The sequence below is a fragment of the Pseudonocardia sp. CA-142604 genome (genome assembly GCF_050948475.1).
GTDB lineage: Bacteria > Actinomycetota > Actinomycetes > Mycobacteriales > Pseudonocardiaceae > Pseudonocardia > Pseudonocardia alaniniphila.
Window position 1 is genome coordinate 3546893 of the sequence record NZ_CP192045.1, and the last position, 15645, is coordinate 3562537.

Genomic DNA, 15645 nt, shown 5'->3' on the forward strand with positions numbered 1-15645 from the left:
AAAGAGAGTGCATCATGCGCAAGATCTTGATCGTCGGCGGTGGCTACGCCGGCTTTTACACCGCGTGGAAACTCGAGAAGAAGCTGCGTCGGGGCGAAGCCGAAGTGACGGTGGTCGACCCGCGGCCATACATGACCTATCAGCCGTTCTTGCCCGAGGTGATGGCCGGGTCGATCGAGGCCCGGCACGCCGCGGTGTCGCTGCGTCGCCATCTGCACCGCACGCGCGTCATCGCTGGGATGGTGAGCGCGATCGACCACAAGCACCGCGTGGTCACGGTCCGGCCAACCGATGGCGACACGTTCGAACTGGGCTACGACCTGATCGTGGTCACGGCGGGCGCGGTCACCCGCAAGTTCCCGGTGCCCGGTATCGCCGAGCAGGCGATCGGTCTCAAGCACGTGGAGGAGGCGGTCGCAATCCGCGACCGGCTGCTGACGTCTTTCGACCGGGCGGCCACGCTACCGTCGGGCCCGCAGCGGCAGAAGCTGCTCACCGTCACTTTCGTCGGCGGCGGCTTCGCCGGCGTCGAGGGCTTCGCCGAGCTGCTGTCGCTGGCGACCGCGTTGCTGCAGCGCTATCCCGAACTGCACCGCGATGAGCTGCGGTTCCACCTCATCGAGGCGTCAGGCCGGATCCTGCCCGAGGTCAACGAGCGGCCTGGCCGCTGGGTCGTGCGCTTCCTGCAACAGCGAGGTGGGCAGGTGCACCTGGACACGCAGGTCAAGTCGGCGACCGGTGGGCACGTGGTGCTCTCCACCGGCGAGGAGTTCGACTCGGAGCTCATCGTCTGGACGGCGGGCAACGCGGCGAACCCGGTCGTGGGCATGCACACCGACCTACCGGTCGACGAACGCGGGTTTCTCGTCACCCGGCCCGACCTGCAGGTCGGCACCGACACCGAACCGGCACCCGACGCTTGGGCCGCCGGGGACGACGCGGGGATCGAGGACCTCACCTCCCCGACCCCGGGCACCCGAACGGTGCCCAACGCCCAACACGCCGTTCGCCAGGGCAAGCTGCTCGCCCGCAACATCGCCGCGACCTTGCACGGCGGAAAGCCGAAGAACTACCGGCACCACAGCCTCGGCGCTATTGCGACGCTCGGCATCGGTTACGGCATCTTCCAGTACCGGCGACTCGTGATCACAGGGCCGCTCGCTTGGCTGATGCACCGCGGCTACCACGTGCTGGCCGTGCCCAGCTGGGAACGCAAGGTCCGCGTGCTCGTGATCTGGCTGACCGCCGCGTTGTTCGGCCGCGACATCCTCTCGCTGGCGTCGGTGCAACACCCGCGCGACGCCTTCATCAATGGCGGCGAACCCGCCGTGCTGACCGAGCCGGACCCCTCATGACCGAACACCGGCCTCGCCCGACCATCAAACTGTTTCGCGAACACCACCCGATCGGCGCCGAGGCGCGGCTCACCGCCCGGGTACGCGATCCCAACGTCGTTCCACGACCTCGTTCCACACCGCGGTTCGGCCTGCCTGGTGATGGACTACCACCCCGGTGCGAGCCTCTCCGAGCTGCGGGACCGGCGCCGGGTGCCACCCGCAGGTCGTCGCCGCACTCGGCCTGTAGCTGTCCAGCGCACGGGAGCGGCGTCCCGGTCCAGCAGGTTCGTGTGGGCACGCCACACGCCTGCCGTCGCCCCACGGCCCACTCGTTTCGCGAGCATGTAGCGCCCCCGGGGAACGGGGGCACTTTTGCTGTCGGCGCGCGAGTGCGCGATGCGCCGGAAGGCGGAGGAGTGGGCCGGCTGCGACAACGGATCGCGGCCTACCAGGCGCTGTCTGCCCGGTCAGCAACCGATGGCCGGCCCGGAGATCCGCCCACCGGAAACCCTGCTAGCCGGGAGGGCGGTCGTTTCCAGTGCGGTCAGGGTAGGGGAGGGGGCGACCACGAGGTTCTGCCCGCTCGGATAGCGGCTAGCTGCGTAGTCGGGCCTGCTCGGCGGCCCTAGCCTGACGATCGTGACCCTGCGGTGCTTGCTCGTCGACGACAGCCTGGACTTCCTGTGCGCCGCGCGGACACTGCTCGAACAGGAGGGTCTCCGGATCGTCGGCGTCGCCTCGACGGGTGCCGACGCACATGTCCGGGCTGCCGAGCTGCGTCCCGACGTGACGCTCATCGACGTCGATCTCGGCACGACCGACGGCTTCGAGCTGGCGCGGCACCTGGCCGGCCACCCGAACCTCGACGCTGGTCACCTGATCCTGATTTCCGTGAACGCTGAGGAGGACCTCACCGACCTGATCGAGGCGAGCCCGGCCATCGGGTTCGTGTGGAAGCCGACGTTGTCCGCCGCGGCGGTCACGTCGCTGGTCCGTGACGTCGGAGGCGGCACACGAAGGTGAGGTGACTCCTGCTCAGGTCGGGGCCACGCCCGCGTGCTGCAGGGGGAACTCGGCCAGAACGGCCGTGCCGGCGCCGGGGGCGGAGTGCAGGGCGAGCCGGCCGCCGAGCGTCTCGACGCGGTCCTTGAGTCCGAGCAGGCCGGTCCCGCCGGTGAAGTGCGCGCCGCCGCGGCCGTCGTCGTGCACCCGGACGCGCAGGACGACGCCGGCCGGCGTGGTCTCGATCTGGACCTCCACGGTCACGACCGAGGGCTCGGCATGCTTGGTGGCGTTCGTCAGCGCCTCTGCGACGACGTAGTAGGCCGCGATTTCGACCGGATCCGGCAGCCGTCGGGCGGGCGCCTTGATCCGCACGGGGACGCGCGATCGGCGCGCGAGCGCGTTGAGGGCGGGGAGCAGTCCGCCTTGGGCGAGGGTCGGGGGGTGGATGCCGCAGGCGAGATCGCGCAGCTCCGTCATGGCAGTGGTGGCTTCGTCCGCGAGAGCCTCCAGCTGTTCCGTCAGCGCGCAGGACTCGGGCGGTACGGCCGCTCGGGCGATCCGCGCGCGCATGGCGAGCGTGACCAGACGTTGCTGGGCGCCGTCATGCAGGTCCCGCTCGATCCGCCGACGGGCCTGGTCAGCGGCGGCGACGATCCGCGCGCGCGAGGCGGTTAGGTCGGCGTAGAGCTGGGCGTTGTCGAGGGAGACGGCGAGCTGCGCGGCGATGAGCCTGACGGCGTCGAGCCGTTCCGTGGTGAACGCGGCGCGCATGAGGCGGTTCTCCAGCAACAGCACCGCCCGCAGCACGCCGCGGCCGAGGATGGGCATGGCCAGCAACGAACAGGCGCCGAGGCCGGCGATATACGGATCGCGGGCGAAGCGGTCGTCGCGGGTGGCGTCGACGACGATCAGGATCTCAGCCGTCCGCTGGACGTAGCGAACTGCCGACATCGGCAGGTCGCGTTCATGCGGGCCGCCCGCCGTGGCGGTGTCCGTGAGGTGCTTCGGTGTGGGCAGCAGCCAGTCGTGGCGGTCGTCGTCCCACAACAGCAGGTGCACGCTGGTGGCGCCGGTCATCGCACTGAGCAGCTCGACGACGCGGGTGTGCAAGCGCTCGATGTCGGTCTCCGAGCTGAGCGCCTGCGACGCGGCGAGGATGCCGAGCAGGTCGAGCGTGCCGGTCGTGACCGTCGAGGAGAGCCGGAGATCATCGGCTCGCTGGTCGCCGTCGGGCTCGCTGGTCGTGAGTGCTCCCAGCCGTGAGGTCGGGTAGGCCCAGTCCAGCTGGGCGACCTTCGCCGTCGCGCCCCATGCGGCGTAGTACTGCCGCGCGCGGGCGAGCAGGTCGCGGCCGGCCTGTTCCAACCCGTGTGCGAGGTAGAAGCGGGCGGCACGTTCGGTGATGAGGGCGCGGTGCCACGGGCGCTGCCGGCCGGCGGCCTCGCGCCGGGCGGTGTCGAAGGCGAGGGCGCCGGTGCGGAAGTCGCCGACCGCCCAGGCCCGCTCCGCCACCAGCAACCGCGTCAGGTGCCGGAAGTTGCCCGGCGCGTCCGCCGCGCGGGCGGCCAGCCACTGCGTCACCTCGTCCAGTTCGGACAGCAGACGGTCGCGTTCGTCACCGTGGCCGGCGCGCACCTGCTCGGCGAGGGCCAATCCGCGCAGCATGCGGGCGACGGCGGTGGGGTAGAGGCCCGGGACAGACGACAGCAGCGGCATCGCCGCCACGGTGTGCTGCGTGAGCAGCGGCATCGCCGCCGCGGTGTGCTGCGTCAGGCCGACCGGATCGCCGAAGACCGCGGCGACGAGCGCGCGGCTGAGATGCGCGTGGAAGAGCGCCATCGGGTTGTTGGCGTACCTGTCGGTGAGAGCCGCGTTACCGGTTGTGGCGTCGCTTTCGCCGCGCAGTACACCGGCCAGCCACTGGTAGCTGTCGAGCCACTGGCCGGTCTGCTCGTTGCCGGTCCGGCGCACGAAGGCCAACCCCGCCTCCGTCTCGGCGACGAGGACGTCCAGTGACGGCGCGCAGTCCAGCAGGTAATGCACGGTCGGGTGGTAGGTGTAGCCGGCGTTGGCCAGGTCGCCCCCCGCGATCAGCCCCTCGCGGGCCCGCTCCGCGGCTTGGACACCGTTCTCGATCGGCTCGAACCAGCAGCTCAGCAGAGCGAACCGGCGGCGGGCTTCGGAGGTGCCGGGGTCGTAGGCGCGAGCCTCGCCCAACGCCAGGACCCGGCTCACCGCCCGGTATCCGGCGGCGTGGTCGCCGCGCAGCGCCACCGCGGCGACGGCGGCGGCGCTGGCAGGTCCGATGAGGGTGGGGCCAGGGCCATGCTCGAGCCAGATCCGCAGTGCTTCCAGGCTCAGCCAGGCGACCGTGCTGTGGCCACCGGCGAAGTAGGCCGCCGGCTGGACTGCGCCGATCAGACGGGTCGTGGCCAGCAGCGTGGGCTCTGTGAGATCGGGCCGAGCCAGATCATCGGCAGCGTCGGTGCGGTTCAGCCACCGGTGCAGGCGGTCGAACTGGTGGTCGAGCTCGGCGGCGAGCCGGTCCGCCGCCGGCACGGTGGTGCCGAGCTCACGCAGCAAGTCGATGCCGAGCCCGATCGCGTCGGCATATCGGTTCCGGTGGGTCAGGCTGCTCACCTGCACCGCCGTCGCGGCCGCGCGGTCCAACGCGGTGGGACCCAGCTCTTCGATCGTGCGGTACTCCTCGTCCGCCTCATCCAGGCTCCCCAGGCCGTAGAGGGCGGCGTGGCGGCCGCTGTGCACCGCGATCAGCGTGGCGGTCTCGCCCGGTTCGATCAGCCGCAGCGCGGCGGCCAGCAGCGCGTTCACCAGCGCGTGGTCCCCGATCAAACCGGCCTGTTCGGCGGCGCGCCGCAGCAGCGCCACCACCCGACGCCGCTCGCCGGCATTGTCGATCGCGTCGACGACCGGCAGGTACTGCTCGGCGGCGACCGCGTACAACTCGGGCACCCCGGCCAGCCGACGGGCGGTGGCCAGCTGCAGGGTGCTGCGCCGCCCCGGGTCGAGCTCGCGCAGGATCGACTCGCGGATCCGGTCGTGGCGGAACCGCACCGCCTCGTGGGCGCCGGGCTCCATGACGAGAAGGCCTTCGGCGAGGGCCGGCGCCAGCATCGGTTGCACCTCGGTCGCCGAGGCGCCGGTCGCAGTCTGCAGCAGGCTCAGCTCGGCGCGCCCGCCCAGACAGGCCATCGCCTCCACCAGCTGCCGGGACCGCGGCGGTACGGTCCCGATGCGTGCCGCCAGCAGCTCGCCGACCTTTGACCGGCTCAGATGGGCGCGCACCGTCGCCGTGTCCCACCGCCACCCCGCGGCGGTCGCGGTGAGCACGCCGTCGCGGCGCAGCGCGTTGAGCAGCTCTACCGTCTCGTACGGGTTGCCGGACGTGTGCGGCTCGATCACCTCGGCCAAACCCGCCGCCGCGGCCGGGACCGCGCGCAGCATCTCGGCGACCATGGTGACGAGGCTCGGGACGGGCAGGTTGTCCAGTCGCAGGTGCCGCGCTCCGGCCTGGTCACACCATCGGGACAGTGGCGCCGCCAGCGGATGCGCCGCGTCCACGTCCTCGTCACGGTAGGCACCCACCAGAAGCAGGCCCTCGACCGGTTCCTCGCCGAGCAGCATGTCGACAAAACCGAGCGGGGTGGGCCCGGCCCACTGCAGGTCGTCGAGGAACAGCGCCACCGGGTGTTTCCGCGACGCGACCGCCCTCAGCGCCTGCATGCCCATCCGCTGCGCCCGGTTCTGCGCAGTCACCGGATCCCCGGGATCGGGCGGCACCGCCAGCAACGCGGCGAACTCCGGCACCACCGCGGTGAGTAGCCCGGCGTTCGGGCCGAGCGCGGCCAGGATCCGTGCGCGAACCTCGGTCAGCTCGGCCTCCGGCTCGGCCAGCAGCAGCCGGCCCAGCGCCCGATACGCCTGGTGGACCCCGTTGAACTCCAGGTCGCGCCGGTACTGGTCGAACTTGCCGGCCACGAACCAGCCGCCGCGGCCGGCCACCAGCGGCCGCAGCTCGTCGACCAGCGCGGTCTTGCCCACTCCGGGTGTCCCGCCGACCAGCAGTGCCCGGCACCGGCCCTCCCGCGCGTCCTCGAACGCCGCCTGCAGGGTCGCCAACTCGTCGTCGCGACTCACCAGTCGCGGCGGCAGCAGCCGCAGCGGAACATCGTGTTCGCCGACGCGGACCGAAGCCGACGCCGGACGCACCTGAACCTCCCTCACCCGCTCCAGGTCGTGAACCACGCCCTCGGCGGTCTGGTAGCGGTGGTCCGGTTCCTTCTCCAGCAGATGCAGGATGATCTCCGACAGCGGCTCCGGTACCGCCGGGTTCACCTTCGCCGGCGGCGCCGCCACCCGCGCCAGGTGATCGTGGGCGAGGCGCAGCGGGTCCTCGGTACCGAACGGCGGCTGCCCCGTGGCGAGCTCGTACAGCGTCGCGCCCAGCGCGTAGAGGTCGGCCCGCTGGTCCACCGAGCGGCCGGTGCGCCCGGTCTGCTCCGGCGCCAGATAGGCCAACGTCCCCACGATCTGCGTGTGGTGGGTGAACTCCGGGCGGATCTCGGCGAACGAGGTCGCCAACGCGAAATCGACCAGGCACGGGACACCGTCGCCGGAGATCACGATGTTGGCTGGGCTGATGTCGCGGTGCATCACGCCCCGCCGGTGCATCCCCGCCACCGCCTGGGCCAACCCCGTCGCCAGCCCGATCAGGGCGTCAGCCGGCAGCGGCTTGGCCAGCCCCGCCAGGCTGGTGCCACCAACATCCGCCATCACGATGGACCCCGGGTATCGGGGCGCCTCCAGCTGCGCCACCCCCGTGACATCGCGCAACTGCTCCAGCATCGCCCGCTCGTGCCGCAGCCGGCGCTCGGCGTCCGGCCCCAGCGGCTCCTTCCGGATGACCGTGCGCCCGGTCAAGAACAGCCGACTCACGCGCGTGCGTTCGCTCTTGTGCAGTACCTCGGCCTGCGGATCTCGGCCCGGCAGCACTCCGCCTGCCCCCATCCGCCACCTCCGCGCACGGTCGGACCCCGCTCACACCGTGCCTACACCTGTTCGAGAGCGAAGGCGACCCTCCGTAAGACCGCGACACGGCTCAACCCCGCGAGCCGTACCCGGGCACGGGCGTGCTCCTTCCGCCGGAGCAGTCGGCGCGGGGTAACGGGCCGACGCGCGCCAATAGGTGGTCTGCAGGCCTTCGCGGCCGCCCGGCGGCTCCGGTCGACGAGCGTGAGGCTGGGAGTCCAGGTCGCCGGCAGACAGGTTCGACGGGCGTTCCTGGCCAGCTCGCCGTTAATCAGGACGTGCACGCTGTGTTCGTCAGTCCAGACGTGCGCACGTTGTCCGCCGCGTTAGCGTCCATTCGGACCCGCTGCGCGGCGGAGAGGCCGGTGAGCTTCCCGCCCGGGGCGATCACCGTGTCGAACTCGGCCGCCCCGTCTGGCGTGCCTTCGAGGGCGGCGCCTGTGCTCTGCAGCGCCGCAGCGGCCGTCGGGGACTACGGAGGCGCCGAGCCGGACCCTCCGGCGCGGCGGAACAGGCCGGCGATCGTGATCACCTGCGGCTTCCGTGCGTACCGGGTTCGCAGTCGGGGCACAGCGGCGACGTGCAGCCGGTGCAGGGCGGGACGTCGAGGGGCTGGATGCGGAAGTGGTCAGCGGGGTCGACGTTGATCGGCACCATGCGGTCGTCGAGCGACACGCGGACGCAGCTGGACGTGGCGGTGAGGACGCCGCCCTCGATGTACCGCTGCAGCTGGGGGTCGAACACCTGGACCCTCTGGGCGGGCTGGTAGTGGGTCATGCGGCGGCGCTCCGTTCGCGTGCGCGGGGCTCGTAGCCGCGGAGCTCACTCTCGTCAGCGGCCTGACCTGGGCAAAGGGAGCGCTCGCCCCAGGTGATGACGCCGACCTGAACGATCCGCTCAACGGCCTGGCCGGCGTCCCTGGCGGGGCGGACAAGGGATCCGCGGGCCTTTACCCGCTCGATCCCGGGCAGCGGCCCCTCGCCCCGGGCTGCCACCACGACGGCGGCGCCGACGGTGGTGACGCGCTCGATGCGGGCGAGCAGCTCGGGCGCATGCTCGGCTACCACGGCGATGACCTGCTCGTTCGTCCCGGCGATGTCGACGTACTCGACGTTGTCGAGGTCGGCTTCGGGGGCTTGCAGAGGGCGTCGCCTTCGGTGACCTTCCACGTCGGGTCGGAGTCGGTGCGGTAGACGGTTCCGAGCTTCGCGCCGTCCAGGGGCTGCGGATGATCGTGCGGGTGTCCCGCTCGCCAGGCCCGTCGCCCTAACCGGGCGAGGCTCGGCGGTGTAGCGGGGCGGGTGGGCGGCGGCTCCAGCGGTATGACGCTCTTCGCGCCGTCCGTGGGTTCTCCCGCTGCTTCGGCATCGGGTCACGCAGCTCAGGCATCGGACGCGCCCCCGCCTCGCGCAAGTGCCTCGTCCAGCGTGGCGTGCAGCCGCTCCGCGACGGCACGGGGGAGCCTGCCCAACCTCGTTGGGCAGGCTCCCGATCGTCACCTGCACGGTGGACCGGTAGCGACGGCGTCGACCTGCTCGTCGGAGACGCCGCCGACGGTCGTCCAGCTCATGCCGCCCCGCCTGCTTGAGCGCGGATCTGCGCCGCGGCGTTGCGGAGCTCGGCCACAACCTCCCGGTCACCGGCGTTGTCCGACCAGTCGTAGAGGTCCTCGGCCTCCCGGAACCCGAGTGCCTTCATCGCGGCGACCATCACGAGATGCGGACTGTCGGGCTCGGTGACACCGGTCGCAGGGTCGTAGTCGCCGACCCCGACGAACGCCTTCTCAGCGTCGATGCCGTCGCGGTAGCCGGACACGGCAGCGAGCGCGCCCACTGTGCAGCAGGGCATCCCGGGCTCATATGGCTGGAACAGGGCCTTCGTCCAGTAGTCGCCGACCTCCAGGCCATCGGTCTCGATGAGCGTGGCGGCTTGGTCGATGAGATCAGCGACCTGTGCGGGTGACAGATCCCCGATGATCGGTGTGTCGGGCTGTATCGTTGCCATCACGGTTCCACTCAGGTCTCGGGTCGGTTGGCGTGGATTGGGTCGCGTCGCGGGCAGGCGGCGGGCCCTTCTCGCTATTCAGCGGGAGGGTCGGCCGATCTGGCCGATGCCGGCGATGAGGGTGAGTGTCGTCACCGAAGCGCGGTACGTCCGCCCGGTGAGCGGCAATTCGCTGTACCCGCGAGCGGGATCATCAATTACCTGCTGGCAGGCACGCGCATGTCCCACAGTGGTGCTCCACGAAACCGGCGCTCAGGGGAGCGTGCGGACGAGACCGTGACGTGCCCGCACTCCGGCGGGCGCGGGTCAGTTGTTGCCGAGGAACGTGAGGACGGCCAGCACGCGCCGGTGGCTTTCAGCAGCCTCCGCGATGCCCAGCTTCGTGAGGATGCTGCGGACGTGCTTCTCGATCGTCCCCTCGGCCAGCCACAGCCGGTGGGCTATGCCGGCGTTGGACAGACCCTCGGCCATGAGCGCGAGCACTTCACGCTCCCGTGGTGAGAGGGACCGCAGGGGATCCTCGACCCGGTGGGCGGCGAGCAGCTCCTGCACGAGCGCTGGATCCACGACGGAGGCGCCCTTGATGATCCGGTCCAGCGTGGAGAGGAAGTCCTCGACGTCGCTGACGCGGTCCTTGAGCAGGTATCCCATGCGCCGCCCGCCCCTGAGCAGCTCGGTGGCCTGCTCGACCTGGACGTGCCCCGACAGGACCAGGATCGCGGTGTCGGGCAGCTCCTGCCGGATCGTGTGGGCCGCGTCCAAGCCCTCGGTGGTGTGCGTGGGCGGCATCCGGATATCGACGATCACGAGGTCCGGGCGCAGCCGCAAGACGTGGGCCATCAGCTCGGTGAGCGTGCCGTAACGCCCGACGATGTCGAACCCGGACCCCGCGAGCAGGCTGGCCAGGCCCTCACGCAGCAACACGTCGTCCTCGGCCAACACCACGCGAGCGCGGCTCTCCGCCATGCCCACGATTATTGACCGGCCCAACGCCCGGGTTCCACAGATGATCGCGGTCCGACGACATGTCGGGCAGCGTTCGGGCAGGTCACCCCCGGAGTCACTATCGACTTCGGCCCACTCGCGCGCGGGTGAAAATCGTGGGCCGTGCCCGATGTGCCCGTTCTGAAGTCCGGTCGCGGAGCCTCGGTTTGTGAGTTTCGCCCGATTATCCGGGGTCCCTCGGCTTACGTCCCGGCTCGCAGGACGGATGCGGCGTGGAGGTTCACACACCACACGCGACCGGCCCAGCGCGCACACCGCAGGCAGGAGTGGCTCATACAGCTGCCACTGCGCGTGGTGAGGCCGTGACGGGCACCGCGAGTACGTTGCCCACGAGGTCTCAGCGGTGACGGTCTTCTCGGCCGCTGATCGCTTCCGGATCTTCGGATGTCCGTCGTGTTCGTGAGTCGACGACGTCGCACTTACCGGGAACACCTGCCAACCGAGGCGAGAGACATGGGCAGAGTTGGCCATGTTCAACCGGATGACCCGCCGCATCCGGATCGGCATCGATACCCGGGGGACCTTCACGGACGTCGTCGCCTTCGATGAGGAGGCACTCGTCACCGCCAAGACTCGCTCGACGCCCGGTAATCCGGCCGATGGCCGGCCTTCGCCGCCCTGCGGCGGCGTCTGGGCCGTCGTGCTCCAGGACGAGCCGGACCGGGCTCTTGCAGCCGCCGGTGAGCACCAGGGCGTGCCCGGCCAGCTCGTTGACCATTCCGTCCAGGTGGTAGACCGGGCGGCCCTTCTCCTGCCCGCGCAGGTGCGTCGAGGAGGGCGCCTGGGCCAGCCGCCGGTAGCCGGCCCGGCGGCGGGCAGGACCAGCAGATGGGTGCCGGCCGGGTCAGGGACCTCGTCCCGCGGGCCGGGCAGGTCCAGGCTCGGCCCGGGGCCGAATGCGGTGCGCACGCCAACCTGCTTGGCGGCTTCGGCGAAGCGCACCACTCCGTAGAGGCCGTCGTGGTCGGTCAGCGCGAGGGTGTCGATGCCCATCCGGGCGGCCTGCTCGGCCGGCCCCCAGGCGGCTGCCGCCGTTGAGGAAGCTGAGGTCGAAGTCGTAGTGCGGGTTCGCACCAAGGGTGGCGAGCTGAAGCTGTGGACGCTCCCGGACGCCGTCATGGATAGACTTGACAGTCCAGTACGGCCTCGCCAATAGTCGACTGGGCCGGGTCTCGCAGGCCTCCGCACGGGCGTCGCGTCGACTGCGCCGTCGGCCCGTAAAGATCTCAAATAGGAGCTCAGATGCCCTCAACGAGGGGCTTCGCCCGCCGTCGTCGCGGCGTGTGCGACTCACGGCTGCCTCCCGTGCACAACGAGGCGGATATGGACGTTCTAGTCCAATATGGCGAAGTGTGCACGTTGGCGAGGTGGTACGCCGGCTACGCCCCCGACATCGCGCTTCGCGGTGCAGCCCTGGGCCGCGTGCGGAGGCAGACGCGGATCTTGCCGGGCAGTGGGGCAGTCGGCTGCTCGACGGCCGGAGGTGAGAAGTTGCTCCTCCTAGGGGCTCAATTCCGCTGAGATCCACTTAGCCCGTCTGGGTTGAAGTGGGGTGCCGCCGACCTCCAGCCTTCAGGCGAACGAACAGGCGACGGGGGCATGGTCCGGCGGCACTTTTCCATCCGGCCCGCCCCGGGCATGGACAGTGAAATGACCGAGTAGGTCCCTGCACTGTGGTCACACGTCTGGTGTCGCATAACGAGATGCCGACTCCAAATAGGAGAATAATGCGAATCGGAATAGGAAAGTCCAAGAGGCTCTTCGCGTTCATCCCGGCCTTGCTGGCCCTCCTGGTGGTTTCCGTGGCTCTGGGCTCCGGAGCATGGGGTGAGAGTCACGGGTATGGCTCCGTGGCGGCGCAGTCACCGTCGCCTTATCCGCAATCTCAACCACCCGCTGGCTTTCAGTCCGAGTATGCGGAAGTCCATGGCTTTCGCATGCACTACGTGCGGGGTGGCAAAGGTTCACCTGTGGTGATGATCCACGGGTTCCCCGAGGAGTGGTCCGAGTGGCGGCAGGAGATGGGCCCGCTCTCCAAGACCCACACGGTGATCGCCGTCGACCTGCGTGGTTATGGCGAGTCCCAGGTCACCGAGGGTGGTTACGACGCAGCGCAGCTGGCGAAGGACGTGCATCAGCTGCTGACACAGCTGGGGCTCAACAACGGCGTCCAGGTAGTCGCCCACGATATTGGTGTGGTGGTCGCCTACGCCTACGCGGCGCAGTTCCGGTCGGAAGTGCGGAGCATGGCCGTGATGGAAGCTCCCATCCCGGATGAGAGCTTTTACCACTTCCCCGTGCTCAACGCCGACCCGAATCAGCCCGCGCCGTGGCACTTCGGCATGTTCCAGCTACCCCTCGCTGAAAAGCTCATCGCCGGTCACGAACGTGTCCTCATCGAGGACTTGATGCTTGAGTATGTGGCGGGCGACAAGTCGCCGTTCACGGCGTCGGACTTCGACTTCTACGCCCACTTTCTCAAGGAGCCTGGCCGCCTGACGGCCATGTTGGGTGTGTACCGTGCGTTCCGCACAGATATTCAGCAGAACAAGGAGTTCTTGGCTCAGGGCAAGTTGCAGATGCCCATCCTCGCGATCGGTGGCGAGCGTTCCTTCGGTTCACTGATCGCCGACCAATGGCGTGAGTACGCCGTGAACGTCCAGGGACGAGTCCTGAAGGGTTCGGGCCACTTCGTGACCGAGGAGAGGCCGACGGAAGTGACGGCTCTGCTGCAGTCCTTCCTGCAGAAGTAGCTCTCAGCGTCAAGGGACGAAGCGCGACGATCCGTGCAAACGGCGGGAACCATCTACGTCGTCGGTAGGGTCGCGCTGGTGGTAGCCAGGATCCCCACCAGCGCGACCCAGCGGCAGAGCGGTCGAAGGGCTGGATGAATGGGCTGTGGCTCACCGCCGGGGTAGGGGACTTACTCTCCGCGTGCATCAAGACGGCCGTCGACAACATCCTGGCCAGCAACAACTAGGTCTGGCCCCGGTCGCTCGTCCGCGTCAGCCCTTGATGAGATCGATGATGTGGCCGAAGTTGAGGTCTGATGCGAGCGCCGTCAGGTCTCCCTGTGCAAGCTTCGCAGCGGCTGCCTGTGTGGCTCCGAGGGCGTGCGTGTAGGGGTCGACCCCGAGGCTGATCCGGCGGACACCGATCGTCTGGAGTTCGGCGAGGGTGGCCGTATCCTGGGGGCCGACGAGGAGGTTCACCGGCTTGGGGGCGACAGCCTTGATGACCGCGCTGATGGAGGCCGTGTCCGGCAAGTTCGGTGCGTAGAGGACGTCGGCTCCCGCCTCCGCGAAGGCCGAGAGGCGGCGGATGGTGTCGTCGATGTCGGAGATCCCCCATAAGAAATTGTCCGTGCGGCCGGTCAGGACGATATGTCCGTGCGCTGCTGCGGCGGCGGCCTCGATGCGGCGAACCGCGTCGTCGAAGTCACGAATCGGGTTGGAGGGGTCACCCGTGGTGTCCTCGACTCCGATGCCGGCGAGACCGCGGGCAATGGCAGCGTCGACAGTGGCCCGGACATCTTCGGGAGTCTCGCCGTAGCCGTCTTCGAAGTCGCCGTTGATCGGCAGGCCACTCACGGTCGTGAGTAGGGCGGCATGGTCAAGGTGCGTGTCGCGGCTGATGGCGTGGATGCCGTCGATCCGGCCCAGCGTCGCGGCGAAAGCCGCTGAAGAGGTCGCGATGGACTTGAACCCGGCTTCCTTGAAGAGCAAGGCCGACGGGCCGTCCCATGCGTTGGGCATGATGAACGTTTCGGGGCCACGGTGGAGTTCGGCGAACTGTTCGTAGCGTGCTCGGGCTGCAATGTCAGGCATGACGGAGCTGTCCCTTCCAAGATGTGCGAAATTCTTGGTCGACGACCTAGACCGGAAGCTCTTCGGTTTTCACCTCGGTGTCATCATCTCAGCTTCAGGCTCGTGTCTCGACCCGCTTCTCAAATTTCCTCGCCGACGGGCAGATCAACAGGATGGCATGGGATGACGGTGAGGCTCGTCAGGATTACTCATCGTGCTGGGCTGTTCCTGGCCGCGTCGATGTGCGGGTTGCGTGCAGCGATGACAGTGAACAGGGTGGCGACGAGGGCGAGTCCGCCGTATCCGAGGGCGATCTGCGGTAGCGAGAAGGTGTTGGAGAGTTGGCCGGCGATGAGGGCGGGGATCGTCGCGCCGCTGTAGCTGAGGAGGTAGATGACGCTGAAGATCGGTGCCCGGTCGGCCGGGGTGCCGCCGTGCAGCAGGGCGCGGGTGGCGGCGCTGATGGCGATGCCTTGAGAGGCGCCCGCGACGATGGTGGCGGCGATGAACAACACCAGTGTGCCGGTGGCGATCGCTATGACAAGGACGATCATTCCGGCCAGGAAGCCGATCATGCCGACACGTTGGGCGGTCGCGGGTGCAAAGCGGCCGGCGAGGGGAGCGCCGAGAACGCTCGGACCCATGTAGGCGGCGAACACCAGTCCGACGGCGAGCGGGCTGCGAGTGTGGAGCTGATCTTCGACCAGCGCGGGCACGAACGCTTGATAGAACGCACCGGCCGCCCAGGTCGCCAGAAGAACCGCGGCCGCGACCGGGAGCAGACTCCTGGCCCGGGCCGGCACATAGACCCGGGGGCGCAGGGATCGCCATGCACCCGGCATCGAGGTCACGGTCTCCGGACTGACGACGATCAGTGCCACGGACACCACGAGGAGGGCGATGACGACCAGGAAGATGAGGTCGCGCGGCCAGGGGCCGAACTGGACCAGGGCGCCGGAGGCGATGGCGCCGACGGCCAGGCCGAGCATGACCGTCTGGCTGGACGCGACGGAGGCCAGCCAGGCCGGCCGGGCCGGTGCGGCGTCAACGACGTAAGAGGTGAGGCTGCTGCTGGCCAGGCCGGCGCCCAGGCCCATCAGCAGCCGACCGGCGATCAGGATGCCGATCTCATGCACGTTCAGTAGCAGTACACAGCCCACAAGGAGCAGGATGAGGCTGGCGATCGAGGTGGGCCGTCTGCCCAGATGATTGGACAGTCGCCCCAGCATCAGCAATGTGGCGAGAGTGGCGACGGAGTAGGCGACGACGGTCATCGAGATGCCGGCGTTGGTGAACCCGTCCTCGGCCCGATAGACGTTGAACAGCGGAATCGTCGAGCCCACGGCGGCAAACGCGGCCACCAGGGAGACCACCGCAGATATGAAGGCCAGCCGGAGCGTGCTCCCCCGGCTGGCCACGTCGGTCACTGGAGCCGTGCT

11 protein-coding genes are annotated in these 15645 nt (G+C 69.5%); 4 read left to right on the forward strand and 7 right to left on the reverse strand.

From position 1 onward, the window contains the following. Positions 1–14: 14 nt before the first annotated feature. On the forward strand, positions 15–1355 hold the full coding sequence (locus tag ACQPZQ_RS16260; protein ID WP_433296508.1) for an NAD(P)/FAD-dependent oxidoreductase: 1341 nt from the start codon (positions 15–17) through the stop codon (positions 1353–1355). A gap of 621 nt (positions 1356–1976) precedes the next feature. Further along, entirely contained in the window at positions 1977–2360 is a 384-nt protein-coding gene (locus ACQPZQ_RS16265) for a response regulator (RefSeq protein WP_433296511.1), read from the forward strand. Between the two features lie 12 nt (positions 2361–2372). Here ACQPZQ_RS16265 and ACQPZQ_RS16270 read toward each other — a convergent pair whose 3' ends face one another. The 5 genes from ACQPZQ_RS16270 to ACQPZQ_RS16290 form a co-directional block, all read right to left on the reverse strand. Continuing rightward, positions 2373–7370 carry an AAA family ATPase gene (locus ACQPZQ_RS16270; protein ID WP_433296513.1) on the reverse strand — a complete coding sequence of 1666 codons (4998 nt, stop codon included), beginning with the start codon at positions 7368–7370 and terminating at the stop codon, positions 2373–2375. A 549-nt stretch (positions 7371–7919) separates the two neighbouring features. Beyond that, positions 7920–8168, reverse strand: coding sequence for a hypothetical protein (locus tag ACQPZQ_RS16275; RefSeq protein WP_433296515.1), 249 nt, complete (start codon positions 8166–8168; stop codon positions 7920–7922). Beyond that, positions 8165–8560 carry a hypothetical protein gene (locus tag ACQPZQ_RS16280; RefSeq protein ID WP_433296517.1) on the reverse strand — a complete coding sequence of 132 codons (396 nt, stop codon included), beginning with the start codon at positions 8558–8560 and terminating at the stop codon, positions 8165–8167. The genes ACQPZQ_RS16275 and ACQPZQ_RS16280 overlap by 4 nt, the downstream gene beginning before the upstream one ends. Before the next feature lie 397 nt (positions 8561–8957). Further along, positions 8958–9395: a DUF6197 family protein gene (locus ACQPZQ_RS16285; RefSeq protein ID WP_433296519.1), complete on the reverse strand. Its 438-nt coding sequence runs from the start codon at positions 9393–9395 to the stop codon at positions 8958–8960. A gap of 306 nt (positions 9396–9701) precedes the next feature. Next, positions 9702–10361: a response regulator gene (locus ACQPZQ_RS16290; protein WP_433296521.1), complete on the reverse strand. Its 660-nt coding sequence runs from the start codon at positions 10359–10361 to the stop codon at positions 9702–9704. Between the two features lie 520 nt (positions 10362–10881). Here ACQPZQ_RS16290 and ACQPZQ_RS16295 point away from each other — a divergent pair. Beyond that, positions 10882–11352, forward strand: coding sequence for a hydantoinase/oxoprolinase N-terminal domain-containing protein (locus ACQPZQ_RS16295; protein WP_433296524.1), 471 nt, complete (start codon positions 10882–10884; stop codon positions 11350–11352). Positions 11353–12376: 1024 nt separating this feature from the next. Next, positions 12377–13153, forward strand: coding sequence for an alpha/beta fold hydrolase (locus ACQPZQ_RS16300; RefSeq protein ID WP_433299245.1), 777 nt, complete (start codon positions 12377–12379; stop codon positions 13151–13153). Between the two features lie 252 nt (positions 13154–13405). Here the strand turns inward: ACQPZQ_RS16300 and ACQPZQ_RS16305 are convergent, their stop codons facing one another. Beyond that, positions 13406–14227, reverse strand: a complete 822-nt coding sequence (locus ACQPZQ_RS16305) for an isocitrate lyase/PEP mutase family protein (RefSeq protein ID WP_433296526.1) — start codon at positions 14225–14227, stop codon at positions 13406–13408. Positions 14228–14415: 188 nt separating this feature from the next. Next, on the reverse strand, positions 14416–15633 hold the full coding sequence (locus ACQPZQ_RS16310) for an MFS transporter (RefSeq protein WP_433296528.1): 1218 nt from the start codon (positions 15631–15633) through the stop codon (positions 14416–14418). Between the last annotated feature and the right edge of the window lie 12 nt (positions 15634–15645).